This window comes from Sulfurivirga sp. (assembly GCF_015490265.1).
Taxonomy (GTDB): domain Bacteria; phylum Pseudomonadota; class Gammaproteobacteria; order Thiomicrospirales; family Thiomicrospiraceae; genus Sulfurivirga.
Window position 1 is genome coordinate 1 of the sequence record NZ_WFYD01000064.1, and the last position, 25,141, is coordinate 25,141.

The following is a 25,141-nucleotide window of genomic DNA, read 5'->3' on the forward strand; positions in this document are numbered from 1 at the left end:
CGTCATCCGCGGTGCCGATCTGCTCACCGCCACTTTCGGCCAGCGAATGGTCATGCATCTGTTGAAAGCGGAGCCGCCCCGGTACGGCCATCATCCCGTCGCGGTGAACGAGGAAGGCATCAAGCTGTCAAAACGGGCCAGAGCAACACCCATTGATGCCCGTGATGGCAGCACGCTGCTGTGGCAGGCGCTGAACTTTCTGGGACAGCGCCCCCCCGCAGAACTCAGGAGCGCCTCCCTGCCTGAACTTTGGTCGTGGGCGCATCAGCACTATAATCGGGCCTCCATCCCCGCTCGCCCGCAGCAACGCCATGACGCCGGAACAGATTGAACAGCTGATGCAGCGACCGGACACCTATCCCCATCCGGTCGAACTGCCCATTCGCAAGATCGAGACCCACATCTCCACCGTGTGGCTGACCGGCCAGTACGCCTACAAGATCAAAAAGCCGGTGGACTTCGGCTTTCTTGACTTCACCAACGCGCGGGCGCGTTGCCACTTCTGTCATCAGGAGGTGGGTCTCAACCGCCGTTTCGCCCCGGACCTCTACGAAGGTGTGGTGGGACTGGACGCGGGCGGCCTGCATCCGCTGCCGGCCATGTCGGCTTCAGATGACACCGAATGCGTGATCAGAATGCGCCAGTTCGACCCGGCGCAGGTGCTCAGCCGCCGCATCGAAAATGGCCAGCTGCCAGAGCAAGCCGTCATGGACGCCCTGGCCGAACGTCTCGCCACCTTCCACCAGCAGGCGGAGCCGGTCGAGGAAGGCTCGCCCTGGGGCTGGCCGGAAAAGGTGGTCGAACCCATGCTGGACAACTTTCCCGTGCTGCGGGAGACCTTTTCCCACTGGCAGGAACGGCTGGAAAAACTGGAGAACTGGACCCGCCGCACCCTCTCCCGCCTGCGGGGCCGTCTGGCCAGACGCCGCTACACCGGCATGATCCGCGCCTGTCATGGCGACCTCCATCTGGACAACATCGCCCTGATCGACGGGGAGGCCATTCCCTTTGACGGCATCGAGTTCAATGAACAGTTCCGCTGGATCGACCCCATCTCCGATCTGGCCTTCCTGCTGATGGATCTGGATGCGCGCGGTCTCGAAACGCATTCCCACCGCCTGCTCCAGCAGTGGCTGTTCCACACCGGCGATTATGAGAGCCTGCCGCTTCTGCCCTTCTATGCCGCCTACCGCGCCATGGTGCGCGCCAAGATCACCACACTGCGCGCCGGCCAGCTGCAGGGAGAAGAGCGGACGCGGACACTGGCGGAGGTGGAGCGTTATGTCGCCCTGGCCGAACGGTACGCGGCGGGCAGAACACCCTTTCTCATCGTCATGCAGGGGGTGTCCGGAAGCGGCAAGAGCCATTACGCGCAGCGGCTGGGCGCACGGCTGGGCGCCATCATCATCAGCTCCGACCGGGAGCGCAAGCGACTGGCCGGCATGGCGCCGCACCAGCGTCCCACCCCTGAAGAGGCCGGCTGGCTCTATGGGGGCGAGATGAGCCGGCGCACCTATGACCGGCTGCGTCGGCTGGCGGGCGAGCTTCTCCAGCACGGCTGGCCGGTCATTCTCGACGCCACCTACCTCAAACGCTGGCACCGAGAGGCGGTGATGAGGCGGCATGATGACATCCCCACACTGGTCTTCAGCATTCAGGGAGATGAGACCGACCATGCGCACCGCATCACCCGACGGAATCAGGCGGGTGCGGACCCTTCCGATGCCAGTGTGGAGGTGATGCGCCAGCAGCTTCGGCATGTGGAGTGGCCGGATGAGGATGAACCGGCATACATCCAACCGGCAGGTGAACCGATTGACTGGCAGGCGGTCAAGAAGGTGCTGGGGCTGCCGATACAAAAGGCATGAGACGCCATCTTCTGACCGTCATACTGCTTCTGTCCACGCTGCCCGCCATGGCGGCCGTCCCGGTCAAGGACGTCACCCTGCTGGGGCTGAAGCTCCGCGCCATCAACACCAACCAGGTGCGCACCCACTTCTGGCGCATGGGCGGCTTCATGGAGCCGGAGGCCAGCGCTCGGCAGATCAATGTGGACATTTTCTTCCCGTGGTCACGGAACCGGGAGCTTTACCGGCTGGAATTCCACTATGATCCCAACGGGCGTTTCCAGTGGGCCGAGGCGCGCTATCGCTGGCAGCCGCACAAGGCCGTTCTGGTACACAACCGCCCCACGCCCCTGACAACGGACGAGATCGCCCGCCGGCTGGCCGAACAACTGGGCGAGCCGAAGTCGGTGACCCTGCGCCAGTTCGCCAATCAGCGCTACCGCAGCTATGAGTGGGAAGACGACACCATGCAGGTGCGTGTCGATCGACTGGATGGCGACCCGACACAGCCCGTCTACGTGCTCTATCGGCTCAAAACGTTCAACTACGTTTACGAGGAGCAAAACTGATGCGGGTGGCAGACAGTGTCGTGACCGGACTGAATGACGCCTTTCAACGGCTGGATCACGCCGCGGCGCGGATGACGCCGAACAATCCGGAAGGCTACACCCGGCCGTTGCTGCAACTGCACGAGGCGGAAACGGCGGCACAGGTCAGTCTGGCCGTCTTCCGCCACTGGAACGAGAACATCGGTCGGCTACTGGACATTCTCGCCTGAGCACTGCCGCTCGATAAAACCGTCCAGCGTCGCCCAGGCCGCCTCCAGCGGCCAGCAGGCGTGTCCGCCCTGCGGCAGCAGGAGAATTTCCCCGATGCCGCCATACTGCTCCAGCGCGCACTGAGGCCTGACCACCGCATCGTCGTGACACAGCAGCAGCAGCGCCGGCGGCTTCGGCTCACATCGGTAGGCGGCCAGCGCCTCGCGCCAGCGCGCATCCACCCCCACCCTTTCGCCCGTGTAGGGATTCACATGCTCGCCATCGCTGAAATCATCAATGCAGCGCAGATCCAGCGCCGGGTTGATCAGCACCACCGGCCAACCCTGCTGTGCGCCAAGCCAGCGGGCGTAGAAACCACCCAGTGAAGAGCCGACGATCACCCCTCGTTCATGGCCTGCCATCTGTTCCATGAGCGCCTGCACGCTACGATGAGGATCCTGCTGGGCATAGGTGGGTGTGCGCACTTCGAACCGTTCCCCGTAGCGACGCCTGAGGGCCTGTCCCTTGAGGGTGCTGCCGCTGCTCATGAAGCCGTGCACGTAAAGCATGAGCGGTTTGGCCATTGATGAAGGCTCCTGCATGTAGAATACGCGCCCTATGATACCCGAGCCCGAGATCTGCCGACGCACGCCCCACCCTGACATTGAGGCCCACTGCCGGGACCGCGGCATGACGCCGCTGCAGGCGCGCATCGCCGCCGCAAGGCTGTCACCGGATGATCCTGTGGACGCCATTCTCGACCCACGCCTGCGTCACCTGCAGTCGCCGGATCAGCTGCGTGACGCCGACTGCGCTGCCCGCCTGATCGCCGATGCCGTCATGGCGGGCGAACACATCGCTCTGGCCACCGACTATGACGCCGATGGGGTCACCGCCGCCTGGGTGCTTCGGGAGGCGCTGGTGAAGCACTTTGGCCATCCGGACGCTAAAACCCATGTATTTCTCAACGCCCGCGCCAACGGCTACGGTCTCAATGACACCCAGGTGGATCAGATTCTTGCCCAGCACGCGCGCGCACCCATCGGTCTTGTCATCACCGCCGATCAGGGCGGCTGCGATGAGCCACGTATCCGGCGTCTCAAGGAAGCGGGCATCCGAATCTGCGTCACGGACCACCATCAGCTGAGCGCGGAGGGACCGCCGCCTTCCGCCGACTGCGTGGTCAACCCTCAACGCGAGGACTGCGACTACGACACCGCCGTGGCCGGCTGCATGGTGGCCTTCCTCGTGGCCAGTCAGGCCCGACGGGAGCTGATCCACCGCGGCCATCTGCCGCAGGACGCCCCCACTCTCAAGCCGTTGCTGGGCAAGGTGGCGCTGGGCACCATCGCCGATTCTGTCAGCCTCAAGAGCCCCAACAACCGGGCGGTGGTGCGAGCGGGTCTGCGGCTGATCAACCAGCTGGATCATCCCGTCTGGCAGGCGGTGCAGCGTTTCACCCGCTCACGGGGCTGGCTGGATGAAAGCTTCCTCGCCTTCGAGGTGGCCACCCGCATCAATGCCGCCAGCCGGGTCAATGACGTGCGTCTGGCGCTGGAATTTCTCTCCGCTGAGACGCCGCAGGCCGCCCTGGAGGCCCTGCGGTCGCTGGAGAAGGACAACCGCTACCGCAAGGCCCAGCAGCAGACATTGATGGAACAGGCGCACCGGCAGGCCCGCGCCCAGGTCGCCAAAGGCAAGCGCACGCTTACGCTGGTGCTGCGGGGCACGCCTGGCATTCAGGGCATCGTGGCCCAGCGCATCGGTGAGCAGTTCAGCCGTCCGACGGTGGCGTTCACCGATCTTGAGGATGGCACACTGGCCGGCAGCGGTCGAGGCATCGCGGCTGGACTGGACCTCAATGCCGCCTTCACCTGGATGGCGGCGCAGGCGCCGGATCTGTTCCTGTCCATGGGCGGACATGCCGGAGCGGCCGGCTGCATGATCCCCAGCGACCGAGCCGAGCACTTCGCCCGGCTGCTGGAAGAAGCGGTGGCGTTGCAGCTGGGCGACCGCCCGCCACGGCGGATGCTCTACAGCGACGGCGAGCTGGCGCCACAGCAGCTGCATCCGGGACTGCTGCAGGAGATCGGTTTTCTGGCCCCCTACGGTCAGGGCTGGCCGCAACCACGGTTCGATAATGTGTTCGAAGTGATCGACAGCCGCGTGGTGGGCACGGACCGCAGCCACCTGAGCCTGACCCTGCGTCTGCCGGGCGGCGGAGACTACAGGGCCATCTATTTCAACGGCCAGGGTGATCATGGAGAAACCCCGCGACTGCTGCCCGGACAGCGCATCCGTGCCTGCTACGCCCCCACCCTGAGCCAGTTTGCCGGCCGTCAGCAGTTTCAGCTGCGCATTGAATGGGCCGGCGCGGAATCGTGACAGGTGCGCTCAGTCGTCCCCGTCGGAAGGATTAGCGTGGTAGAAGTTCTTGAGCGCGTTTTCCAGATGGAGCGAGTAGTCCAATGAGACGCGCCCGGGCAGGAAAGGCTCGTCCGGCTTCAGGTTGCGGAACCATCTGAGCCGGGTGGCGTCATCCGCTCCCTTCGGTGGTGTGAAGCGAGGCGGATCGGGCCAGCTGGCGGTGCTGTGGCAGCTGAGACAGGCAGACCCCTTGAGATCGGTCGGCCCATTGAGACGCCCGGCCCAGCCCAGCCGCTCCAGTGCGTATTTCGGCGCATCGGCGAAGATGACGGTCTCCTTCAGTTTGGCGCCCCGGGCGACATCTTCGGGCGTGATGCCCGGATCATTGCCCCACTGTACGCCCAGCGGCACCATGCGGTCCCAACCGGTTCTGCCCGGCGCATCCCTGTCATAGACAAGGGTGGTCATGACCCAGCTGGTGGTGTCCTTCACCTGCTCGTCGCGCACGGCGATGTCCATCTGGACCAGACGCACGGGACGGATGCAGCGCCTGTCATCCCGTCGTATGGTGCAGTTGATGTGCGCCTGCCAGGTGGGCGCGCCCCTGAGCATGGGCAGCTGAGCATCGTCTCCGGTGACGAAGACATATTTGACCACCAGAGAACCGGGCGGCAACTCGGCATGCTCCAGATGCGGTCGACCATCCTGCCAGATTCTGCCCTGCTGCCAGGCCATCATGTCGTTGAAGAAGGTGAGCTCCCACTTCTGCTGAGGTTCACTCTGCGTAGGGCCCAGCTCGAAGGATTTGACATCACGCTGACGGGACAGGCCGTGAACCGCCTCCCGGGCCCGACGCCCCAGGTGATGCCACGGCATGTGATACCAGGCATGGATGCGGTTCTTGCGCGGCACGAAATCGACTTCCGCCATGCCGGCATAGACATAGTCCTTCAGGGCCTGCACATAGGCGTGCGGATGACGGCGCACGTCGATGGCCTCCCACGGCCGGGGACTGTCCGGCTTCTGCCGCGGCCAGTCGGTGCGCAGCTGGAAACGCTCTCCGTGCCAGTCCGGTGGAAGCCTGTCCAGCGTGGCGATGAAGTCCCCACTCCACGCCAGCGCAGGCAGCAGCACAACAAGCGGCAGCAGGCGTCCGAGCTGACGGACGGCCGCCCTTATCGGCCCGCCTTCTGCGGCAAATCGTCCGAGATGAGCTGCGGAATGTGCCTTCATCCCCAAAAACCCGCAGGCCTGCACGGTATCACAGCAGTTCCAGCACACGCTCCGGCGGGCGTCCGATGACCGCACGACCGTTGTAGAAGACGATGGGCCGTTCGATCAGGCGCGGGTTTTCCGACAGCACCTGCAACCATTCATCCCGGCTCAGCGGTCTGTCCTTCAGGCCCAGTTCCCTGTAGAGCGCCTCACCGGTGCGCACGATCTGCTCCGGTGCAAGCGCCAGCTGTTTCAGTGCCGCATCCAGCTCTTCCGGCGTGGGTGGATCATCCAGATAGCGGCGTTCCTCCACCTCGATGCCGCGTTCCCGCAGCAGTTTGAGCGCGCCCCGGCTCTTGGAACAGCGCGGATTGTGCCAGATGATGGCCTTGCTCATATCCGCATCCTCCTGTCAGAAAGGCAGCGTGTCGTCACCACCGCGCGGGCTCTCGCCCGGCTCCTCCAGCGTGCCGAGCCGCTCGGCCAGCGCCTTCTCCACCGCTTCGATGCGCGCCCGGCACACCTTGTAGGCGGCCGAGGCCTCATCCACCAGCGGCACCAGTTCGTCGATGTCCACCGCCTCGTCACCGGCCAGTCGCTCGGCGATGGCGCGCAGTTTTTCGTAGTTTTCCCGGTACTTCTGACTGTCACTCATCAGTTGCTCGAACCTTTACCTTGCCATCATGAAATTCTACCGTGAGCGCCTTGTGTTCACGGGCCTGTTGCGCCGTCGCCACCACGTTCCCCTGCACGTCCCGCACCAGCGCGAAACCACGCTGGAGCTGACGCTCGGGCCCGGCGGCGAGAATGAACCGCATCCACTGCTGCACCTGTTCCCGTGCTCGCACAGGCAGCCGCAGGGCATTTACGCGCACCTGCTGCCAGTGGTGTGCGAGCGCCTGTCGGGACAGGCGCAAGGGCGCGCGGGCCATCTGCGCCACCTGCGTCCAGCTACGCTGCAGGGCGTGACGCTGCTCCGCCAGCTGCCGGCGTCCACCATCCATGGCCTGAGTGCGCAGGCTGTCCAGAAGATGCCGCTGCACCGTCAGGCTGTGACGGGCCTGATGGCGGATGTACCGGGCCACCCGATCCAGTGCCTCATCTGCCTGACGCACCCGCAGGCTGGCCAGATGACGCAGCCGCTGCCAGTCCTCTTGGGCCTGCCGGGCGTTGTGCACGATGGTGTCCCGGATATGCGCGATGACCTTGCTGGGGGTATCGAAGCGCTGGCAGGCCACCTCGTCCAGCAGCGTGCTGTCCCGCTCATGGCCGATGCCCGTCAGCACCGGCAGCGGCGCCCGCGCGATCCGCTCGGCGATGGCCAGGCGGTTGAGCTGGTGCAGATCCAGCTGTGCGCCACCCCCCCGGATGATGACCAGGGCGTCGAAAGGCCGCTGCCGGTGCAGGGCTTCCACCGCATCAAAAGCGGCCATGAACTCGCTTTCCACCGCCTCCCCCTGAAAGGCGGCATGGAAATAGGTAAAGGTGCACAGCCCGTGCGCTTCCAGCTGCTCCGCATCGCGGCGGAAATCCCCCAGGCCGGCCGCCTGTGGCGGTGCGATGACGGCCACACGCACGAACTCCGTCGGTGCGGGCAGCTGGCGGTTGCGGTCATACAGACCCTGCTTCTGCAATTGTTCACGCAACCTGCGCAGCTGCGCCTGCATGTCGCCCAGCGTGTAGCTGGGGTCGATGTCGTCGATTTCCAGCGAAAAACCGAAACGCTCGTGAAAGCGGGCACGCACGCCGAGCAGCACCTTCTGGCCCACCGCCAGCGTGGAGCCTGTGGCCTGCTCGAACTTTTCCAGCAACACCTTGGCCTGACTTTTCCAGATGAGCGCACGGCTGCGGGCGATTTCCGTGCCGTCTTCGGCGGTCTCCACCAGATCAAGATAGACGTGCCCGCGCCGTTGACTCAGCTCGGCAATCTCCGCCCGCACCCACACCGCCTGCGGCAGGGCGGCCTGTACAGCCTGCCCCACATGCGCCAGCAGCTGGGAGAGGCTCATGGCGGTGTCGTTCGCATCGTCTTCCGCCACAGGCAGGTCAACCTGCTGCGGCAGCCAGCGCTGAAACGGCGTCAGATCATGCGCCAGCTGGTCGGGCACGAACCACTTTCTGCGCACCGCGTCCCAGCGGGCGCCCAACGCCTTGGCCTGATCCTTCTCCCGGAATGGAACTTCAAGATACTGCACGGTCTCGCGCCTCCCTGGCCGCATGGGCCTCACGCACCATGTCCAGCGCCGCCTCGACCACTACCACACCGGCATCGGGACGATGGGCATGCTGACTCAGGTGCTGTCGCCACCTGCGCCCGCCCGGCTGTCCCTTGAACAGCCCCAGCATGTGGCGGGTGACATGGTTCAGCCGTCCGCCGGCATCAAGATGAGCCTGGATGTAGGGCAGCATCTGCTCGACCACCTGAAAACGGTCACGAACCGGCGCGGGTTGATCGTAAAACAGTGGATCCACATCCGCCAGCAGCCACGGGTTCTCATACACGGCGCGCCCCAGCATGACTCCGTCCAACGGGGTCTCCCCCATTTTTACAGGATGCGCTTCCGGGCGCCCGTCGGCCACCCCAAAAAACGCCGATTCCTGCCGATTTTCGGCCATTTTTCCGCTCTCGGACGGGGTCTCCCCCATTTTTGCCAGATGCCGCGCCGCCGCGCCCAGATCGGTCAGCCCGCCATTGAGAATAATGGGGGTCTGCGGGTATTTCTGCTTGAGGGCGTGCACCCAGTCGTATTTCAGCGGCGGAATCTCCCGGTTCTCCTTCGGGCTGAGCCCCTGCAGCCAGGCCTTGCGGGCGTGAATGACCAGTTCGTCCACGCCGGCGTTGATCTGCGCGGCGCAGAAGGCCTCGAACTGCTCGAAGCTGTCCATATCGTCAATACCGATGCGGGTCTTGACGGTGACGGGAATGTCCACGGCCCGCTTCATGGCGCGCACGCCCTCGGCCACCAGCGCGGGATGGGCCATCAGGCAGGCGCCGATCATGTTGTTCTGCACCCGGTCCGACGGGCAGCCCACATTGAGGTTGATGGCCGCATACCCCCACTGCTGCCCCAGTTCGGCGCAACGGGCCAGCGCATCCGGGTCACCGCCGCCCAGCTGCAGAATGACTGGCTCGTCCCCGGCATGGCCGAGAAAGCGCTCCGGATCCCTGCCATAGAGAATGGCGCCGGTGGTCACCATTTCCGTATAGAGCACGGCATGACGGCTCATGCGGCGATGAAAGTAGCGGCAGTGGCGGTCGGTCCAGTCGAGCATGGGGGCGACGGAAAAACGACCGGACGGATTGTTCGGTTGAGAAGTCATGCGGGGAATTATAAGCGGGGAAGGAAGGTGGCGTCCCGTAGGGGAGTCGAACCCCTGTTACCGCCGTGAAAGGGCGGTGTCCTAGGCCTCTAGACGAACGGGACGCTCTGGAAGTTGGTGGAGCCGACCGGGATCGAACCGGTGACCTCTACAATGCCATTGTAGCGCTCTCCCAGCTGAGCTACGGCCCCACCGTGGAAGACGGCGCGTATTTTATACCACGCCGCGGGGATTGCAACCCCCTGTGTGAAATTTTTATGACGCCGCCTTGCGTGCTTCGATGAAGGCCAGCGCCTTATCAAGACGGGCCAGAACCTTTTCCCGTCCCAGCAGGGCCGCTACCGCATCAATGGAGGGCGACTGCCCCTGCCCGGTGATGGCCACACGCAGGGGCATGCCCACCTTACCCATGCCCACTTCCAGTTCGGCGGCGGTGGCCTGAATGGCTTCATGAATGGCCTCGATCGTCCAGCTCTCAAGTGCGGCGAGCTTCTCCCGCAGGTGCCGCAGTGGCGCCTCGGCCACCGGACGCAGGTGCTTCTTGGCGGCGGCTTCATCGAACTGGTCGAAGTCGCGGTAGAAATAGACCGCCTGATCGGCCATTTCCACCAGGGTGCGGCTGCGCTCCTTGAGCAGCTCGGCCACCTCGGCCAGCTCCGGCCCCTGAGTCAGATCACAGCCGCGCTGCTCCATGAAGGGCGCCAGATGACGGGCCAGGTGCGCGCCGCTGCTGCGCTGGATGTGCTGCTGGTTGACCCACAGGCACTTCTCCGGGTTGAAGGTGGACGGGGCGTTGTTGACCGCCTCCAGCGAGAACAGCTCGATCATCTCATCGAGGGTGAAGATTTCCTGATCACCATGGGACCAGCCGAGCCGTACCAGATAGTTGAGCAGCGCCTCCGGCAGATAGCCCTGCTCCTTGTACTGCAGCACGCTGACCGCCCCATGCCGCTTGGACAGGCGGCTGCCGTCCTCGCCCAGCACCATGGGAATATGGGCGTATTTGGGAATGGGCGCACCCAGCGCCTTGAGAATGTTGATCTGCCGCGGTGTGTTGTTGAGGTGGTCATCACCCCGGATCACATGGGTGATACCCATGTCCCAGTCGTCCACCACCACGGTCAGGTTGTAGGTGGGCATGCCATCGGAACGGGCGATGATCAGATCGTCCAGCTCGCTGTTCTGAATGACCACACGCCCCTTGACCAGATCATCGATGACTACTTCCCCATCCAGCGGATTCTTGAAGCGCACCACCGGATCCACCCCTTCCGGCGGTGTGCCGGTGAAGTCCCGGTAGCGGCCATCATAGCGTGGCTTCTCGCCACGGGCCTTCTGCTCCTCGCGCAGCTGGTCCAGCTCCTCCTTGGTGGCGTAGCAGTAATAGGCGTGGCCGCTGTCGAGCAGTTGCTGGATCACCTCCTGATAGCGGGCCAGCCGGTGGGTCTGGTAAAAGGGACCTTCGTCATAGTCCAGCCCGAGCCAGCTCATGCCTTCCAGAATGGCGTTGACGGATTCCTCCGTGGAACGCGCTCGGTCGGTGTCTTCAATGCGCAGCACGAATCTGCCGCCGTTGCGGCGGGCATACAGCCAGGAAAACAGCGCCGTGCGCACACCGCCGATGTGCAGATACCCCGTGGGGCTGGGGGCGAAACGGGTTTTGATCATGCGAACTTGCTCCTTATGTTCTCAATGGCCACGCGCATCAGCCAGCCGGTAATCAAACCGGCTAATAATACCATGCCGCCCAGTACGGCCAGCGCCACCCAGAGAAACAGCGGCTGATGGGTGCTTTCGTACAGATACTGGTTGGCCAGCCCGTAGGCAGCGAGCGGAAAGATGTAGGACCAGCTGGTCATGCTGATGCCATTGCGCAGAAAGCGCCGTCCGGAAATGATCCACACCCCCAGCATGAAACTGGCGAAGGCATAGGGCCCCCACACGCTCAGATGCCAGGGCGTGGCGAACAGTTCATGGGCGGCCACACTGGCCAGACTGGGCGGCGCCAGAAAGATGAACAGGCTGGGCCGATACTGCTCCTCAATGGGGGTGACGAATATCAGCCGGTAGAGCAGCAGTGTGGCGAACATGAACCACATGAACAGCGCGGCCGAGAAAAACAGCCACATCCACGCCGCCTCATGGCCGAGGATTTCCCGCCCGGTCAACACCGCGATGAAGTCACCGGAAAGCAGAATGAACCAGGTGGGCCGCAGGTGATCCAGTGTCAGCTGATGATCGAACAGCCAGCGGTTGATGAGAAACAGGTTGAGCAGCCCGTGCCAGACCAGCACACCCCAGAACAGTCCCCGCCCCAGCCAGGGATACTGAGGCAGGTCCACCGCAGCGAAATAGGCGGTGAAGAACCAGCTGATGCTCATCAGGGGAAAGAACGACAGCTGAAACGGATGGCACCATTCCCGGACGAGCGTCTCCCTGCCCCGCCCGGCCAGGTGCTGAAAATAGAACACGGACAGCAGCAGCAGCGCCAGCAGACCATAGGCCATCACGGGCTGAAACAGCGCACCGTCCCAACCGGCCAGGGCCGCCAGATGGCGCAGATTGACCGCCATGGCCAGCAGCGCCATGGGCATGGCAAAGTAGGTGATGCTGGGAAAAAAGAGGACTGTCGGCGTTTCTGTCTTCATGAACGACTAAAATGTTAGCACTTTGGCATCACCAGATTGGGAGAAAACACCTCATGACACAGTCACAACCGGGTCGACTGGCCTTCTTTCCCGTCAACCTGTTCGGCAGCATCATGGGCTGGATGGGGGTCACGCTTGCCTTTTTCCTCGCCTGGCAACTGTTCGCCTTTCCCCACGGGCTGTTCGTCACCCTGCTGGGGCTCTCCACGGCGCTGTTCGCCCTGCTGGCGCTGGTCTACGGCCTCAAGACGCTGCGCTACCCGCAGGCGATGATGAAGGAGTTCAACCACCCTGTGGCCATCAACTTCTTCCCCACCATCAGCATCAGCCTGATCCTGCTGGGCTGCGGCTATCTTCACGTGGCGCCGGAAGTCGGCTTCTGGTTCTGGGCCATTGGCACCGTCATGCAGCTTGGGCTGACACTGGTGATCATGAACCTGTGGATTCACCACGAAAAATGGCAGATCGAACACCTCAATCCGGCCTGGTTCATTCCCGTGGTGGGTAATGTGATCGTCCCCATGGCCGCACCTGAATACGCCGGACTGGAAACCGGCTGGTTCTTCTTCAGCATCGGTGTGGTCTTCTGGCTCATTCTGCAGGCGGTCATCTTCTACCGCCTGTTCTTCCACCCGCCGGTGGACAAGGTGCTCATGCCCACCCTGTTCATCATGATCGCCCCGCCGGCCATGGCCTTCCTCTCCTACGTACACCTCAACGGCGGTGTGGACGGACTGGCGCGCATCTTCTACCACGTGGCCCTGTTCATCGCCCTGCTGCTTCTGGTGCAGGCGCCCCGCTTCATCCGCATTCCGTTTGCCGTCAGCTGGTGGGCCTACACCTTCCCGGTGGCCGCCATCGCCAACGCAAGCTTCGTCATGTTCGCTCAGACCGGTGAGGTCTTCTTCGCCTACGCAGGCGCCTTCTTCCTGTCACTGGTGACCGTGCTGGTGCTGCACCTGACCGCCAAGACCCTGTGGCTGGCGGTGCAGAAAAAGCTGTGCGTGCCGCCGCCCCAGCCCGCTCCGCAGCAGCAGGGTGACGCCTGATGCTGCGCTACGACCTCATCCCCGCCGACCCGGCGGGACACATCATCGAGGTGCGCCTGACCGTGCCGGCGCCCGCTCGGGAGGGGCAGCGTCTCACCATGCCGGCATGGATTCCTGGCAGCTATCTGATCCGCGACTTCGCCCGCCATGTGGTGGACATCGGCGCCCAGTGCAACGGTGAGCCAGTGGCCATCTGGCCGGTGGACAAGGACAGCTGGCAGTGCGCACCGTGCGACGGACCGCTGGAGGTGTACTATCAGGTCTATGCCAACGACCTGTCGGTGCGGGGCGCGCATTTCGACACGGAGCACTGTTTCTTCAACGGCACCAGCGTGTTTCTGCTGCCGGAAGGCCAGCGCGACCGCGCCATCGAGGTGGTGCTGCACCCGACCCCCTATGTGCTGACCCGCCAGTGGGAAGTGGCCACCACCCTGCCGCGGGTGGCCGTGGACGAAAACGGCTTTGGCGGCTACCGTGCCGATCATTACGATCAGCTGATCGAGCACCCGGTGGAGATGGGCAACCTCCAGTGGCTCGAGTTCGAGGCCGGCGGCGTGCCTCACCGCATGGCCATTCAGGGCGGTGGCCGCGTCGATCTGGAGCGCGTCGCCCGGGATCTGCAGCCCATCTGTCAGGCGCAGATCGATCTGTTCGGCGAGGCGCCCTTTGACGAATATCTGTTTCTGGTCACCGTCACCCGGGATGGCTACGGCGGTCTTGAGCATCCGGACTCCACCGCGCTCATCTGCAGCCGCGACATGCTGCCCTCGCCCACACTGGAAAAGGCCGACAGGCCCTATCTGGACTTTCTCGAACTGTGCAGCCACGAGTATTTCCACGCCTGGAACGTCAAGCGCATCCGGCCCGCCTGCTTTGAGCGCTGCGACCTGACCCGTCCGGTCTACACCCACCTGCTGTGGTGGTTCGAGGGCGCCACGTCCTACTACGACGCCCTGTTCCTCTACCGGGCCGGCCTGATTGAGCGGGATGAGTATCTGGACATTCTCGCCCGCCAGCTGACGCGCGTCTGGCGCATGCCGGGACGTTTCCGCCAGTCGGTGGCCGAATCCAGCCTGCTGACCTGGACCAAGTTCTACCAGCAGGACGAAAACGCGCCCAATGCCATCATCAGCTACTACACCAAGGGCGCGGCCATCGTGCTGGGGCTGGATCTGCTCATCCGCCGGCATACCCGGGGTGAGAAGTCACTGGACGACCTGATGCGGCAACTGTGGCGTCTCTATGGCAAAGCAGGCGTGGGCATTGAGGACGACACCATCGAGGTGCTGGCCAGTGAGATCGCCGGCCATGACTTGAGCGACTACTTCCAGCGCGTGCTCTACGGCACGGAAGATGTGCCGCTGGAGGAGCTGTTCCCCTATTTCGGCATCGAGTTCCGTCTGCGCCCCGCCACCGGCATGAAGGATACGGGCGGCAGGACGGAGCAGACCCGTTTCCCGCCCAATCTGGGCGTACAGGCGCAGACCACACCCCACAACCGGGTGCGCCTGACCCACGTGTGGAACGACCGCCCCGCCTATCATGGGGGGCTGGCCGCCGGGGACGAACTGATCGCGCTGGACTGGCAGGAGGTGCGCGGCGTCGAGGAACTGGAGAAGCTGCTACAGGGCTACCGCCCCGGCGACAGTCTGGAGGTGAGCTATTTCCGGGGCGACCGGCTGCACAATACCCTGGTCACACTGGACGAACCGCCCGCAGATCGGGTGGTGCTGACGGCCATGGATCAGGATCGCCTGCCCTGGCCCTGACAGGGCTCAGGTTGGCTCGGGCAGCCGGGGCCGACGCCAGCGGCGCCAGAACTTTTTCATGGCCGCCGGCGTCAGGTGCCACGCCTGCGCTCCACCCAGATCCACCAGCAGCGAATCGATCTCCCCGCCGCGCACCCGCTGGATGGCGGGTGCCAGCCATGCCTCTACCCATTGCCCGGGATCAACATCGGACAGGTCCACGTAGAGCGCCTCGGGCAGCTGTGCCGGCAGGGCTTCCAGCGGCCGGATTTCGGCCTCGATCGCCCGAGCCACGGCTTGAACGAAGGGATCGTGGCTGACCACGGTCAGTTCCGGACGGGGGCACAGGCCATCAGGCCAGCCTCCCTCACCCCACAGCCACAGGCCGTTGATCTCCGGCAGCCCCGCCTCCCGCCGCCGTTCATTGACCGGGTGCTGAAAGAACAGCATCTGCGCCTCGTTGATCAGCCGGTTCCACTGGGAAACGCTGTGCCCACGGGGCTGCACGTGGTGAAGATTGGCATGGCGTGCGGCATGCAGCGGAACGGTTTCGATATCCACCGGCTGGGGCAGACTCAGATACCAGCGGTCAGCCGCCCCATGCTGCAACTGCACGCCTTCCACGGCAAAGTGAGCGTTGAAAGCATCGACCAGCGCCCGTGCTTCGGTCGGTTCGATGCCCGCCTCCTCGGCGGTAAACAGCACCAGCGTGTCCCGATCCGGCACCAGATGCACCGGATCCAGCCGCAGCCAGAAGGCGTCCGGGTCGAAGCCCTCTCCCAGATCCATGGCAGCTGTCAGCGGAGCGACCGCCAAGGGAGTGGGCTGGTGCAGCCAGTGAGCCTGCCGCTGCAACAGATCCGCCTCCCGGGCCGGATAGACATCGGCAAAGCGAAGCAGCGTCGCCACCGCAGGCCTCTCAATCAGCACCCGGGCCGTATCCGCCTCCACCGGGGCATGGAGCGTTACCGCGGGCATGATGAAACCTCCATACGAAAACACGGATGGGCGTTGCCGCCCATCCGTGTCGTGTCACGATATCGCAACAGGCGTGTCATCACATGTTGCTGAGGATGGCGTCGCGCACGGCGTTCATTTCCGCCTCCACGGTCACCACCTTGGTGTCGGCACTCTGGGCAATGGCGGTGTCCGGGTCCTTCAGGCCATGGCCGGTCAGGGTGCATACGACGGTGCTGCCGGCCGGAATGCGGCCCTTCTTGATGTCCCGCAGCGCGCCGGCAACGGAGGTGGCGGACGCAGGCTCGCAGAAGACGCCTTCCGCCTGCGCCAGCAGTTTCTGCGCCGCCAGAATCTCCTCGTCGGAACAGGCATCGAACCAGCCGCCGGAAGCCTCCTGCAGCTTCCAGGCCAGATCCCAGCTCTGCGGGTGACCGATACGGATGGCAGTGGCGACCGTTTCCGGGTTGTCCACCATCTCGCCCTTGACGAAAGGCGCAGAGCCGGCAGCCTGATAACCCACCATCTTCGGACGGGTGCCTACGATGCCGTCGCGGTAGTATTCGTCGTAGCCCATCCAGTGGGCGGTGATATTGCCCGCATTGCCCACCGGCAGACAGTGGAAGTCGGGGGCACGGCCCAGCTCCTCGATGATCTCGAAGGCGGCTGTCTTCTGACCCTGCAGACGGTGCGGGTTGATGGAGTTGACGATGGTCACGGGAGCGTGGTCGGCCACTTCCTTGACCAGACGCATGCCGTCATCAAAGTTGCCCTTGATCTGGATGACCACCGCGCCGTGCATCAGCGCCTGCGCCAGCTTGCCCATGGCGATCTTGCCATCGGGAATGAGCACGAAGGCACGGATGCCGGCACGGGCGGCATAGGCCGCCGCTGCCGCAGAGGTATTGCCCGTAGAGGCGCAGATGATCGCCCGCGCGCCTTCTTCCACTGCCTTGGTGACCGCCATGGTCATGCCCCGGTCCTTGAAGGAGCCGGTGGGGTTGAGCCCTTCATACTTGACATACATGTCCACCTCGACCCCCAGCTGGCGCGGAATGTGGTTCAGGCGGATCAGCGGGGTGTTGCCCTCACCCAGACTGATGATGCGGGTGTCGTCGTGAACGGGCAGGCGGTCGCGGTACTTTTCGATCAGACCGGTGTAACGGGGACGGAAAGGCATGGTCGTGTCCTCTTCAGTTCAGTGTCTCGATGCGGATGCGCTGCACGCTGCCGTCAATGGCCTCCAGCGCTTCCAGACGGCGGATGGCCCGGTTCATGGCCGCCTCAGTCACCACGTCGGTGATCAGCACCACCAGCGCGTCACCGCTGCCGTCCTCACAGGGCTCCTGATGCATATGCTCGATGCTGATGCCCTCTTCCGCCAGCGCGGAGGAGAAGCGGGCCAGCACGCCCGGGGCATCCTTGGCCAGAAAGCGCAGATAGCAGGCGCACTCCACCTGCTCCATGTCCAGCACCGGCAGGTCGGCCATCTCCCGGAAGCCCAGCGCGGGCACCGTCTCGCCACAGGTCATGCCGCGGGCCACGTCAACCAGATCGGCCACCACGGCACTGGCGGTGGGACCGGCCCCGGCACCGGGGCCGTAGTAGAGTGTCGGCCCCACCTGATCACCATGGGTCATGACCGCGTTCATGACACCGGAAACACTGGCCAGCAGAACATCCTTGGGAATCAGCGTGGGATGCACCCGCAGGGAGACGCCGGCATCCGTCCGGCGGGCAATACCCAGATGCTTGATCTCATAGCCGAGCATGTCGGCGAAGCGCATGTCGTCAGCCGTGATGCGGCTGATACCCTCGGTATGCACCCGGTCAAAACGCAGCGGCATGCCGAAGGCCAGCGCGGCGAGAATGGTCAGCTTGTGGGCCGCGTCGATACCCTCCACGTCGAAGGTGGGGTCGGCCTCGGCATAGCCCAGCTCCTGCGCCCGGCGCAGCACGGCGGCGAAATCCGCGCCTGGCTGCTTCATTTCGGTGAGGATATAGTTGCCGGTGCCGTTGATGATACCGGCCACCCAGTCGATGCGGTTGGCGCTCAGCCCTTCCCGCAGCGCCTTGATGATGGGAATGCCGCCGGCCACAGCCGCCTCGTAGGCCACCTGCACGCCCTGTCGGGCGGCTGCGGAAAACACCTCGTCACCATGCTCCGCCAGCAGCGCCTTGTTGGCGGTGACCACATGCTTGCCGTTCTCAATCGCCCTGAGCACCAGCTCGCGGGCCAGACCGGTGCCGCCCATCAGCTCCACCACCACGTCCACATCGTCGGCCTCGACCACGCTGTGCGGATTGTCAGTCAGCGCAATGCCGCCAGTGTCCACGGTACGAGGCTTGTTCAGGTCACGCACGGCGATGCGCGTCACCTCGAAGCGGGCGTTGACCCGCTGGCGCAGCACTTCGGCATTGTCCTGCAGAATACGGAGCGTGCCGCCACCGACCGTGCCCAGCCCCAGCAGTCCCAGCTTAATGGTTGTCACTTTCACCTCCTGTCTGCAAGACGCCGTCCCGGCGGAACATGTCACGAATGCCACGGATGGCCTGACGGGTGCGGTGTTCATTCTCGATCAGACTGAAGCGCACATGGGTGTCCCCGTAATCGCCGAAGCCGATGCCGGGCGAGACGGCCACCTTGGCATCCTTGAGCAGCTTCTTGGAGAACTCCAGCGAGCCCATCTCGCGGTAGGGTTCCGGAATGGGCGCCCACACGAACATGGTCGCCTTCGGCGGGGTGACCTCCCAGCCGATGCCGTTGAGCCCGTTGCACAGCACGTCCCGGCGATGGCGGTACATGTCACGGATTTCAGCCACGCATTCCTGCGGCCCTTCCAGTGCGGTAATGGCGGCCACCTGAATCGGGGTGAACATGCCATAGTCCAGATAGGACTTCATGCGCTTGAGCGCATGCACCAGCGTAGGATTGCCCACCATGAAGCCGACACGCCAGCCGGGCATGTTGTAGCTCTTGGACAGGGTGTAGAACTCCACCGCAATGTCCTTGGCGCCCGGCACCTGGAGAATGGACGGCGCCTTGTAGCCGTCGAAGACGATATCGGCGTAGGCCAGATCGTGAATCACCCAGATACCGTGCTCTCTGGCGATGGCCACCACCTTCTCGAAGAAGTCCAGATCCACCGTATCCGTGGTCGGGTTGCTGGGGAAGTTGAGCAGCAGCGCCTTGGGCTTGGGCCAGGAATCACGGATGGCCTTTTCCAGCTCGGCGAAGAAGTCCACATCGGGCGTGATGGGCACGTGACGGATATCGGCGCCTGCAATGACAAACCCGTAGGGGTGAATCGGATAGGCAGGGTTGGGCACCAGCACCGTATCGCCCTGATCGACGATGGCCAGCGCCAGATGGGCCAGCCCCTCCTTGGAGCCGATGGTGACCACCGCCTCGGTTTCCGGATCCAGCTCCACGTCGAAGTTGCGCGCATACCAGTTGCAGATGGCCTGACGCAGACGGGGAATGCCCTGGGAGACGGAATAGCGGTAGACGCCGGAGCGCTGGGCCACTTCCACCAGCTTGTCCACGATATGCTTCGGCGTATCCTGATCGGGGTTGCCCATGCCGAAATCGATGATGTCCTCGCCACGGCGGCGAGCGGCCTGTTTCAGCTCACCTACGATGTTGAAAACGTAGGGCGGCAGGCGTTTGATGCGCTGAAACTCTTCCACTGAAGGTGCTTCCCTGGAGGCTTGTACCAAAAAGGCGAATAATACTCGAAAACGGGCCTGAATTCAGCGAAAATCCCGCACAGAAAGGAGGTAGCCGATGAAGTTCACCGAGCACAAGGACCCGTCCATAAATGTTGTCAGACGCATCGAGGACGACACCATCTGGGTCAATGACCAGCCGCTGGCCGGCAGCTTCTACATGACGCATCGGCACCTGCAGCCGCAGTGGGACATCCAGCATTTTGATCAGCTGACAGAAACGCACCTGGAGGCGCTTCTGGCGCTGGATCCGGAGCTGATTCTGCTGGGTACCGGCACGGAGCAGCATTTTCTGCCGCCCGCCCTGCAGGCGTTCGTGCTCGGCCGTGGCGTCGGCATCGAGACCATGCGCAATGACGCGGCCTGCCGCACCTGGAACGTGCTCACCACCGAAGACCGTCCTGTTGTGCTGGCGGTCATCATGGACGGCAAAGCCGACTGACGGTATCTACCGGTTCCGCTGCCAGCGTCCCCAGCGGCTGAACGGCACCACCCGCTTTCCGTGTCGCAGCTCGAAATAGAGTCCCGGCTCGCCCGTCTCCGGATTGACGCCACTTGTACCAACAGCGGCGCCCGACTCAAGGCGTTGTCCAGGCCTCACCTGCGGTTGAAGCAGATACCCATATACGCTCACATACCCTTCACGGTGACTGACCAGCACCACCCGCCCGTAGAAGGGCAGCGACCGCACCGCCTCAACCCTGCCGGGCGCCACGACGCGCACGGCCGTGCCGATATCGGCCGGATAGAAGACACCGCCTTCCACCGGGCGCGGCGTGCCTGACAGGGGTGCGCGCATGGCAAGGGGGCGCGCCCTGGTCTTTGCCGGCCCGGAGGCATGTTGCACCGGGCGACCTTTCAGTTTCAGCCAGCTGCCGGCACGGATCATGTAGGGCGGGTCGATGCCGTTGATGCGCGCGATGGTGCGCCAGGGCACACCACAGCGCTGGGCGATGGTGCTGAGCGAATCCCCCGGACGCACCCGCACCCGGTCGCCACAACCACCACCCGACCAGCCGGAACCGGAAGACGGCGTTGAACCGCAACCGCTCAGCCCGACTGCCAGCGCCAGAACAGCCAGCCCAGCAACAGTATGACGAACGCCCATCCAAGGCCCTCTACGCTTGCTCGAATTCTTTCCGCATGGCGCTCACCGCCCCAGCGCATCAGCAGCGCCACCAGCAGGAAGCGGGCGCCCCGCCCTACCACGGAGGCGATGAAAAAGGGCAGCAACGCCATGTGCATGGCCCCCGCCGTCAGGGTGAAAAGCTTGTAGGGAATGGGGGAAAAGCCGGCGGCAAAGACGATCCATACACCATAGACGTCAAAGAAGTGCTGCACCTGCGCCAGCCGCTCGCCATACCCCAGCGACTGCAACCAGGGCTGCAACACATCCCACAGACCGTAGCCGATGGCATAGCCCAGCAGACCGCCGAGTGCCGAGGCGACCGTGGCGATCAGGGCAAGGCGCAGCGCTTTCTGCGGCTGGCTGAGCGCCATGGGCATGAGCATCACATCCGGCGGTACGGGAAAGAATGACGCCTCGGCGAAGCTCAGCAGCGCCAAGTAGCGCGGCGCATGGGGATGACGGGACCAGGCGAGCGCCCTGTCGTAAAGAGGCGTAAACAGTTTCATGCGTCCTCCACGCCGGGCAGCATGGGCACGAAGCGCACCGGACCCAGATCATACTGCCGCAGCCGGTCACCATGCCGCTCGATGCCCACAAGTCGTTGCATTTCGGTGCCCACCGGCATGACAAGGCGCCCTCCGCCCCCCAACTGCTCGATCAGCGCAGGAGGAATCTGCGGTGGGCTGGCGGCGGAGAGAATGGCATCGAACGGGGCGGCCTCCGGCCAACCCCAGCTGCCGTCGCTGACCGCGTAGTGGATGTTGTCCAGACCCAACGCATCCAGCACCGCCCTCGCCCGCCGCTGCAAGGGCGCGATGCGCTCCACCGTCCACACCTCATCGGCCAGCTGCGCCAGAATGGCGGTCTGATAACCGGAACCGGTGCCTACCTCCAGCACCCGGCGCAACGGCCGCTCGCCCTCGGCGAGAAACTGGCTCATCAGACCGACGATGTAGGGCTGGGAGATGGTCTGGCCATGCCCGATGGGCAGCGCTACATTCTCATAGGCCCGCCCTGCCAGCGCATTGTCCAGAAACAGATGTCGCGGCGTGACCCGCAGCGCCTGCAGCACCTTCGGATGGCGGACGCCCTCCACCCACAGCTGGCGCACCAGCCGGTCACGGGCCCGCTGTGAGGTGAAGCCCACGCCCTGATGGGCGGCGAACGCCGGTGTCGGCCACTGCACCGGCGCGATACTGTCCAGATCTACAATGTCTGCGCCCATGACTCCATGCGCTCTTTCAGACGGTAGTGGGTCAGGTCGATCTGCAGCGGCGTGATGGACACATACCCTGCCGCTACGGCATGGAAGTCGGTGCCTTCGGCATCATCCGCCGCCCCACCGGCGGGACCGATCCAGTAGATGGGCAGTCCGCGCGGGTCCCGGTCACATACCACCGGCTCCGATTTGTGCCGACGCCCCAGACGGGTCACCCGAATGCCCCGGATCGCCTCAAGCGGCCTGTCCGGCACATTGACGTTGAGAATGGTGCTGGCCTCCAGCGCCAGATTATCCAGCCCATGCAGAATGCGCAGCGTCCAATGTGCTGCCGTGTCGAAATGGGTGTCACCCACCAGCGACACGGCCAGAGATGGCTTACCGAGAAAACGCCCCTCGGTGGCCGCCGCCACCGTGCCGGAATAGAGCACGTCATCACCCATGTTGGCGCCCGCATTGATGCCGGAGATGACCATATCGGCCTGAAAGTCGATGGCACCGTTGATGCCCAGATGCACGCAGTCGGTGGGTGTGCCGTTGACGCTGAAAACACCCGGCTCCACCTCATGGATCCGCAGCGGCTCGCTCAGGGTCAGCGCATTGCTGGCAGCGCTGCGATTGCGGTCAGGCGCCATGACCACCACCTGGCGGGCCCCCTGCCACTTCTTCAGGGCGGCCGCCAGCGTGCGGATACCCGGCGCAAGATAGCCATCGTCATTGGAGAGAAGGATGTTCACGTTGTCTTTGGACACCGGCTGTGATTAAGATGCGCCTATTCTATGACAAGGCCGGCATGCCATGACAGACAAAGCCCCACCGGAAGATGACGATCTCGCCCTGTTCCGTCAGGCCATGGCGGACGTGCGCCCGCTCAAGCGGCCGGCAAAGGTCGCGCCATCCCCTCCACGCCACCGCAGGCCACGTCCCATCAAACGCCCGCCTGAACCGGCCCCGCTGGAGACACCGCTGGGACTGGATGAAGCCGACACCGCCGACAGCTGGCATGTGCCCGGCCTGCGGCCGCAGGATCTGAGACGGCTCAAAAAGGGGGCCTGGCCCATCGAGGCCCGGTTGGATCTGCATGGCATGACGCTGGAGGAAGGCGAACAGGCACTGCGCACCTTTCTTGCCCAAGCGCATGACATGGGGTTGCGCCACCTGCTGGTAATCCATGGCAAAGGCTACAACTCCGCAGGCGGCCGGTCGGTACTCAAGACGATGGTGACCCGCCTGCTGCCCGCCATTCCCTTCGTAATCGCCTTCCACCGCGCCACCCCCAGGGATGGTGGCGGCGGCGCCACCTATGTACTGCTCAGGGCACGCTGAGCCCATCCATCGCATGGGTGCCGCCATCATGGAGCCTTGCCGCTGCCTCATCCACCACGCATGCTGGAGGACGGCCGCGTCAGGTGACACAGATGCCGTCAGTCATGGCCTTCTGCCAGATCTTCAGCCGGACCATGGCCGGTGGCAGGGTCGGATGACGGGGTCTCCCCCGTTTTTGCCGGGTCGGGGTTTTCCGCGCCACGAACGGATGCGGAGGAAGGCAGGACAATCAGCCTGATGAAGTGCTCATCGGCACGCAGCATGCCCAGCTCGCGTCTTGCGAGCGCTTCGACAGCTTCCGGAGAGCGTTTGAGCGCGTGAATCTTTTCCCGCAGACGACGGTTTTCCGCCCGCTGCTGCTCGACCTTCTGCTCGAGTTGCGCCACTTGCTCATGCAAATGGCGCAGCTCGACCAGTCCGCCTTCTGCCGACCACAATCGCACCTGCAGCAGCACGATCAGGATCAGCAGAATCAGGACGGACAGTCGAAAGGCGGTCATTTACTTGAGGTTGTAGAACGCCTCACGGCCCGGATAGGTGGCCGCATCGCCCAGCTGTTCGCTGATGCGCAGCAGCTGGTTGTATTTGGCTACCCGGTCGGTGCGGCTCATGGAGCCGGTCTTGATCTGCCCGGCGCCGGTGGCCACCGCCAGGTCGGCGATGGTGACATCCTCGGTCTCGCCGGAACGATGGGAGACGACCGCGGTGTAGCCGGCCTTCTTCGCCATGTCGATGGCTTCCAGCGTCTCTGTCAGGGTGCCGATCTGGTTGACCTTGATCAGAATGGAGTTGGCGATGCCCCGGTCGATGCCCTCCTTCAGAATGGCCGGGTTGGTGACGAACAGATCATCCCCCACCAGCTGGACCTTGCCGCCGAGCGCCTCTGTGAGCAGCTTCCAGCCATCCCAGTCGTCCTCGGCCAGCCCGTCTTCGATGGAGATGATCGGGTAGCGATTGACCCAGTCGGACAGGAAGTCCACCATCTCGGCGCTGGTCAGGCGCTTGTCCTCGGAGGCGAGATAATAGGTGCCGCTGTCCTTGTCCCACAGTTCGGAAGATGCGGCATCGATGGCAATCATCACCTGCTCGCCAGGGGTGTAGCCAGCCTTCTCCACCGCCTCAAGGATTACCTGAATGGCTTCCTCGTTGGATTTGAGGTCCGGCGCAAAACCGCCTTCATCCCCCACAGCGGTGTTATAGCCCTTGTCATGCAGCACCTTCTTGAGAGTGTGGAAGATCTCGGAACCGTAGCGGATCGCCTCCTCGATGGAGGGCGCTCCCACCGGCATGATCATGAATTCCTGAAAATCCACGCTGTTGTCCGCGTGCTCACCGCCATTGATGATGTTCATCATCGGCACTGGCATGCGGAAAGTGTCGGTCCTGAGGTATTCGAACAGCGCCTGTCCCTTGAAGGCTGCCGCCGCCTTGGCGGTGGCCATGGAGACGGCCAGAATGGCGTTGGCGCCCAGGCGACCCTTGTTGTCGGTACCATCCAGCTCAATCATGGCTCGGTCCACGGCGGCCTGATCCAGCGCATCCATGCCCCGCAGGCGCTCGGCAATCTCGCCATTGGCGTTGGCAACGGCCTTGCTTACACCCTTGCCCATAAAGCGGCCCTTGTCGCCGTCACGCAGCTCGATGGCCTCGCGCGCGCCGGTGGAGGCGCCGGAGGGCACCGCCGCGCGGCCCATGTGGCCGGATTCCAGAATGACGTCCGCCTCCACCGTGGGATTGCCGCGGGAGTCGATGATCTGCCTTGCCTTGATTGCCTTGATCTTGCTCATCTTTCAGTTGCTTCCTTGCTTTTCATTAATTCCGTTAACAG

Annotated in this window: 26 protein-coding genes, 2 tRNA genes and 1 pseudogene; 9 read left to right on the forward strand and 20 right to left on the reverse strand. The window is 64.0% G+C overall.

Features of this window, described 5'->3' with window-relative positions; genetic code table 11:
• From F8K16_RS04615 to F8K16_RS04630, 4 genes and pseudogenes are all read left to right on the forward strand, one after another.
• Positions 1-331: pseudogene (locus F8K16_RS04615) on the forward strand (tRNA glutamyl-Q(34) synthetase GluQRS); the annotation flags it as partial.
• Positions 312-1,868: a bifunctional aminoglycoside phosphotransferase/ATP-binding protein gene (locus F8K16_RS04620; RefSeq protein ID WP_294947602.1), complete on the forward strand. Its 1,557-nt coding sequence runs from the start codon at positions 312-314 to the stop codon at positions 1,866-1,868. The pseudogene F8K16_RS04615 and the gene F8K16_RS04620, both read left to right, overlap by 20 nt.
• The gene (locus tag F8K16_RS04625) at positions 1,865-2,416 is read left to right on the forward strand and encodes a hypothetical protein (RefSeq protein ID WP_294947605.1); all 552 of its coding nucleotides are present in this window, start codon (positions 1,865-1,867) and stop codon (positions 2,414-2,416) included. Before F8K16_RS04620 ends, F8K16_RS04625 begins: the two co-directional genes overlap by 4 nt.
• Positions 2,416-2,625 (forward strand): hypothetical protein, encoded by a 210-nt coding sequence (locus F8K16_RS04630; RefSeq protein WP_294947607.1) that lies wholly within the window; start codon positions 2,416-2,418, stop codon positions 2,623-2,625. The genes F8K16_RS04625 and F8K16_RS04630 overlap by 1 nt, the downstream gene beginning before the upstream one ends.
• Here the strand turns inward: F8K16_RS04630 and F8K16_RS04635 are convergent.
• Positions 2,605-3,189, reverse strand: coding sequence for a YqiA/YcfP family alpha/beta fold hydrolase (locus F8K16_RS04635; RefSeq protein ID WP_294947609.1), 585 nt, complete (start codon positions 3,187-3,189; stop codon positions 2,605-2,607). The two genes, F8K16_RS04630 and F8K16_RS04635, sit on opposite strands and share 21 nt — an antisense overlap.
• Positions 3,190-3,223: 34 nt before the next feature.
• On the opposite strand from F8K16_RS04635, the gene F8K16_RS04640 reads away from it, so the two are divergent.
• On the forward strand, positions 3,224-4,990 hold the full coding sequence (locus F8K16_RS04640) for a DHHA1 domain-containing protein (protein ID WP_294947611.1): 1,767 nt from the start codon (positions 3,224-3,226) through the stop codon (positions 4,988-4,990).
• Positions 4,991-4,999: 9 nt separating this feature from the next.
• Here the strand turns inward: F8K16_RS04640 and F8K16_RS04645 are convergent, their stop codons facing one another.
• The 9 genes from F8K16_RS04645 to F8K16_RS04685 form a co-directional block, all read right to left on the reverse strand.
• Positions 5,000-6,205 carry a hypothetical protein gene (locus F8K16_RS04645; RefSeq protein WP_294947614.1) on the reverse strand — a complete coding sequence of 402 codons (1,206 nt, stop codon included), beginning with the start codon at positions 6,203-6,205 and terminating at the stop codon, positions 5,000-5,002.
• 28 nt (positions 6,206-6,233) lie between these two features.
• Entirely contained in the window at positions 6,234-6,584 is a 351-nt protein-coding gene (gene arsC, locus F8K16_RS04650; RefSeq protein ID WP_294947616.1) for an arsenate reductase (glutaredoxin), read from the reverse strand.
• A 15-nt stretch (positions 6,585-6,599) separates the two neighbouring features.
• Positions 6,600-6,842 carry an exodeoxyribonuclease VII small subunit gene (gene xseB / locus F8K16_RS04655; RefSeq protein ID WP_294947619.1) on the reverse strand — a complete coding sequence of 81 codons (243 nt, stop codon included), beginning with the start codon at positions 6,840-6,842 and terminating at the stop codon, positions 6,600-6,602.
• On the reverse strand, positions 6,835-8,382 hold the full coding sequence (gene xseA, locus F8K16_RS04660; RefSeq protein WP_294947622.1) for an exodeoxyribonuclease VII large subunit: 1,548 nt from the start codon (positions 8,380-8,382) through the stop codon (positions 6,835-6,837). The genes xseB and xseA overlap by 8 nt, the downstream gene beginning before the upstream one ends.
• Positions 8,369-9,508, reverse strand: coding sequence for a tRNA dihydrouridine(20/20a) synthase DusA (gene dusA / locus F8K16_RS04665; protein ID WP_294947624.1), 1,140 nt, complete (start codon positions 9,506-9,508; stop codon positions 8,369-8,371). The genes xseA and dusA overlap by 14 nt, the downstream gene beginning before the upstream one ends.
• Before the next feature lie 28 nt (positions 9,509-9,536).
• A tRNA-Glu gene (locus F8K16_RS04670) sits at positions 9,537-9,612 on the reverse strand.
• Positions 9,613-9,623: 11 nt separating this feature from the next.
• Positions 9,624-9,699 (reverse strand) — tRNA-Ala (locus F8K16_RS04675).
• Positions 9,700-9,763: 64 nt separating this feature from the next.
• Entirely contained in the window at positions 9,764-11,176 is a 1,413-nt protein-coding gene (gene gltX, locus F8K16_RS04680) for a glutamate--tRNA ligase (protein ID WP_294947627.1), read from the reverse strand.
• Positions 11,173-12,156: a hypothetical protein gene (locus F8K16_RS04685; protein WP_294947630.1), complete on the reverse strand. Its 984-nt coding sequence runs from the start codon at positions 12,154-12,156 to the stop codon at positions 11,173-11,175. The genes gltX and F8K16_RS04685 overlap by 4 nt, the downstream gene beginning before the upstream one ends.
• 53 nt (positions 12,157-12,209) lie before the next feature.
• Here F8K16_RS04685 and F8K16_RS04690 point away from each other — a divergent pair, with 53 nt between their 5' ends.
• Positions 12,210-13,205: an SLAC1 anion channel family protein gene (locus F8K16_RS04690; protein ID WP_294947632.1), complete on the forward strand. Its 996-nt coding sequence runs from the start codon at positions 12,210-12,212 to the stop codon at positions 13,203-13,205.
• Entirely contained in the window at positions 13,205-14,974 is a 1,770-nt protein-coding gene (locus tag F8K16_RS04695) for a M61 family metallopeptidase (RefSeq protein WP_294947635.1), read from the forward strand. Before F8K16_RS04690 ends, F8K16_RS04695 begins: the two co-directional genes overlap by 1 nt.
• 6 nt (positions 14,975-14,980) lie before the next feature.
• Here F8K16_RS04695 and F8K16_RS04700 read toward each other — a convergent pair whose 3' ends face one another.
• The 4 genes from F8K16_RS04700 to alaC all read right to left on the reverse strand — a co-directional run bounded on the left by F8K16_RS04700 (position 14,981) and on the right by alaC (position 19,600).
• Complete coding sequence (locus F8K16_RS04700; protein WP_294947638.1) at positions 14,981-15,931, reverse strand: hypothetical protein; 951 nt, start codon at positions 15,929-15,931, stop codon at positions 14,981-14,983.
• Positions 15,932-16,010: 79 nt separating this feature from the next.
• Positions 16,011-17,090: a threonine synthase gene (gene thrC / locus F8K16_RS04705; RefSeq protein WP_294947641.1), complete on the reverse strand. Its 1,080-nt coding sequence runs from the start codon at positions 17,088-17,090 to the stop codon at positions 16,011-16,013.
• 13 nt (positions 17,091-17,103) lie between these two features.
• The gene (locus F8K16_RS04710; RefSeq protein ID WP_294947643.1) at positions 17,104-18,402 is read right to left on the reverse strand and encodes a homoserine dehydrogenase; all 1,299 of its coding nucleotides are present in this window, start codon (positions 18,400-18,402) and stop codon (positions 17,104-17,106) included.
• Entirely contained in the window at positions 18,389-19,600 is a 1,212-nt protein-coding gene (gene alaC, locus F8K16_RS04715; protein ID WP_294947645.1) for an alanine transaminase, read from the reverse strand. The genes F8K16_RS04710 and alaC overlap by 14 nt, the downstream gene beginning before the upstream one ends.
• Before the next feature lie 97 nt (positions 19,601-19,697).
• On the opposite strand from alaC, the gene F8K16_RS04720 reads away from it, so the two are divergent.
• A complete protein-coding gene (locus F8K16_RS04720) occupies positions 19,698-20,081 on the forward strand; it encodes an Mth938-like domain-containing protein (protein ID WP_294947647.1) in 384 nt (127 codons plus the stop codon).
• Between the two features lie 6 nt (positions 20,082-20,087).
• Here the strand turns inward: F8K16_RS04720 and F8K16_RS04725 are convergent, their stop codons facing one another.
• From F8K16_RS04725 to surE, 4 genes are read right to left on the reverse strand one after another with little or no spacing between them, the layout of a single operon-like run.
• Positions 20,088-20,747: a peptidoglycan DD-metalloendopeptidase family protein gene (locus F8K16_RS04725; RefSeq protein WP_294947650.1), complete on the reverse strand. Its 660-nt coding sequence runs from the start codon at positions 20,745-20,747 to the stop codon at positions 20,088-20,090.
• The gene (locus tag F8K16_RS04730) at positions 20,690-21,274 is read right to left on the reverse strand and encodes a YqaA family protein (RefSeq protein WP_294947653.1); all 585 of its coding nucleotides are present in this window, start codon (positions 21,272-21,274) and stop codon (positions 20,690-20,692) included. Before F8K16_RS04730 ends, F8K16_RS04725 begins: the two co-directional genes overlap by 58 nt.
• A complete protein-coding gene (locus F8K16_RS04735) occupies positions 21,271-21,993 on the reverse strand; it encodes a protein-L-isoaspartate(D-aspartate) O-methyltransferase (protein WP_294947656.1) in 723 nt (240 codons plus the stop codon). Before F8K16_RS04735 ends, F8K16_RS04730 begins: the two co-directional genes overlap by 4 nt.
• Complete coding sequence (surE, locus tag F8K16_RS04740) at positions 21,975-22,724, reverse strand: 5'/3'-nucleotidase SurE (protein WP_294947658.1); 750 nt, start codon at positions 22,722-22,724, stop codon at positions 21,975-21,977. The genes F8K16_RS04735 and surE overlap by 19 nt, the downstream gene beginning before the upstream one ends.
• A 61-nt stretch (positions 22,725-22,785) precedes the next feature.
• On the opposite strand from surE, the gene F8K16_RS04745 reads away from it, so the two are divergent.
• Complete coding sequence (locus tag F8K16_RS04745; RefSeq protein WP_294947661.1) at positions 22,786-23,313, forward strand: Smr/MutS family protein; 528 nt, start codon at positions 22,786-22,788, stop codon at positions 23,311-23,313.
• A 98-nt stretch (positions 23,314-23,411) separates the two neighbouring features.
• Here the strand turns inward: F8K16_RS04745 and F8K16_RS04750 are convergent, their stop codons facing one another.
• Entirely contained in the window at positions 23,412-23,813 is a 402-nt protein-coding gene (locus tag F8K16_RS04750; protein WP_294947664.1) for a septum formation initiator family protein, read from the reverse strand.
• Positions 23,814-25,100, reverse strand: a complete 1,287-nt coding sequence (eno, locus tag F8K16_RS04755; protein ID WP_294947667.1) for a phosphopyruvate hydratase — start codon at positions 25,098-25,100, stop codon at positions 23,814-23,816.
• Positions 25,101-25,141 lie beyond the last annotated feature (41 nt).